Here is a 2,438-nt window from a genome sequence, read left to right on the forward strand (position 1 = left end):
ATAATCTAAATATATTAATTACTTTATAGGTATCACCCGAAGGGTAGTGTTAAATAAAACTATTTTCATGATTAAATGAAACTCAATTTTATTACTACTTATTCTTTTAATTTTTTAAACGTATATATTAATTTATATTATTATGTGGCAAGTAATATTTCTATAAAGCATTGGTTTTACTTGATTTGAATAACATCATTTAGTTTTTTTATTACTTTTTCAAATGGTTATTAGAAAATTTATATATAAATTAAATATATTAATCAAGGAGATATTATAATATGGCTAAATTAGAAGAGCTTAAGTTAAATATAAAAAAACTTAAAGAAAGTATCAATGATAACTTTGATATAGATACAATTCCTACTTATTTTGAAAAAATTAAACTTAATAAAAAGGTTAAATCTTATAAAGATGCTGAGGCTCTTATATATCAAATAAATTTACTTGAATTATTTAATATAAATGCAAGTACCCAAGAGCGTTTTTCCTGCATATTTTTTAAAAGATGCATAGTGCTAAATGCCACTGAATCAGTTAAAGATTTAAACCTATCACCTAAAAACGCATATGACGCATTAAAAGACCTTTCAAATCGATTACAAGATAGAATAGGCTCAAAGTATACTATAATTGGTGAATACTTTGAAGGTTCAACATATACCCTTAAATATATAGTAGAAAAAGAATTTGAAGCATATGTACTTAAAAATAATAATGGGTATAGGTATTATTTAAACACTACTAAAAGAGATATGAATAAAATAACATTTTCAAAAGAAAAACCAAGCTTCACATTAATAGACTTAATTAGAATATTTTTTGACTTAGATTTCTTTGAAGCAATTGATTATATCTGTACTAAAGTAGGTATTATAGTTGCTGTTAAGAATAGTCAAATAAAAAGAGTTAATAAAAATAAGGAATTAATAAATGATACTAAGTACGTTGAATTGCATAGATTGTTAGATGATAAATTCTATTTAATAGATTTGTTTTATAATAGGAGTATTAAATACTGCTTTAGTCAAGAAACATTTGATAATCAACCTGTATTCTATTACCCTGTAAGAACTATTGAAAAAGATATCTCCGACCTATATAACAATAATCCAAGTATTATCCCTCTAAAAACGGGTCCTATTAGCTCTATGGTAAGAATATTAATCCTATTAGGGCTACTATCTACTATTGACCATAGTAAGCTTAAAACTGATTTTAAGTTTGATAAAGCAGATAATAAATATTTTAATATAAATGCTTATTACATTCCTTTATTAAATGAGAAAGTATTAGATAGAGCTGAAAAAATTGCTGAGAAGATAAATGCTAATAATTTATGTATCTCTAAGTTAAATCATGAAAAGTGTTTAAAAGTATTAGGCAAAAGACATACTGCAATTTTATTTAAAAATAGCACTATCAGAAAAAATAATAAAATTGCCTATGAAGAAAAAACAACAAAAGAACTTATAGAAGCGTATGAATCATCTTGCCATGAAAGTATCATATAGCTCATATATTTCTATAAAATATTTATCCATTAGTTATAAAATTACTTTAATTCTGTATAATATATTAACAGGATTAATTTACTAATTAAAATTTATATAGGCTAAGGATTTAAAAAGGTGGAGATTGACTAAAAATTTCGTATATTTCAATATAGAAAAACATTTCGCTCCTAAGATTTGTTTATAAATCTTAAGTATACTTTATAAAAGCATACATATAAAGGCTTAATCCTTAGTAGGGTTAATTATAAAAATGGATATGAACTTTAAACTGGCAACTTTATTAATTAAAAAAAGATTAATAATTAATTTTCATACAAAATAGCAACTTAATTAGGTAAATTTATATTTAATGTAGTTGCTATTTTTAGTTCCCAATATTAAAATTGTTCATTTAATTTTCTCTATAAGTTGGAGTTTAGTGGGTATTCTCTTTTATTCACATAATACTACTTTTAAATATCAATTATGCATAAAATAAGAGTCCTATTCTTTTGTTTCTCAGATGCCATCTTTTTCAATTTGATATTCCTTTTTAATAACATCTCAAATTCTCCCTGTCTACTACTAATATAGTCAACATAAAATCCTTGACAATGATACGGTACTAATATTTTTAACATATATTCACCAGTATGTATTTGATTGATATCCCCATCAATCAAGGATGTACTCATATATCCTTTTTCTAAAAAAATATTCTTATCCTTAAATGGATTTTCTTTAACCTTGCGATATGTTATTATATTCTCACCTATCTGATTAGATAAAGCTTTGTCTAATATATTTATATACCGATTTCCTTTCTCATTAATTTTTTTATTATCCCTTAAACATCTATTTATTTCTGGCTTGTTTTGTTTGCAATAATGGTTAATGACTTCTTTTGTTTCCTTTGTAAAATTATCTGAAATAATTTTATAT

The 2,438-nt window shown here is 23.6% G+C and carries 2 protein-coding genes; one reads left to right on the forward strand and one right to left on the reverse strand.

Annotated features, from left to right (window positions below):
* The first annotated feature begins 281 nt into the window (after nt 1-281).
* Nucleotides 282-1,514 (forward strand): hypothetical protein, encoded by a 1,233-nt coding sequence (locus tag KGF52_RS20830; protein WP_227841493.1) that lies wholly within the window; start codon nt 282-284, stop codon nt 1,512-1,514.
* A gap of 455 nt (nt 1,515-1,969) precedes the next feature.
* Here the strand turns inward: KGF52_RS20830 and KGF52_RS20835 are convergent.
* The coding region (locus KGF52_RS20835) for an ADP-ribosyltransferase (RefSeq protein ID WP_227841494.1) at nt 1,970-2,438 on the reverse strand (469 nt) is incomplete at its 5' end.

This window comes from Clostridioides sp. ZZV15-6597 (genome assembly GCF_020657815.1).
GTDB lineage: Bacteria > Bacillota > Clostridia > Peptostreptococcales > Peptostreptococcaceae > Clostridioides.

Bases quoted from the DNA above. Each gene is read 5' to 3' on its own strand.
- KGF52_RS20830 (WP_227841493.1), top strand. From the start codon at position 282: ATGGCTAAATTAGAAGAGCTTAAGTTAAATATAAAAAAACTTAAAGAA.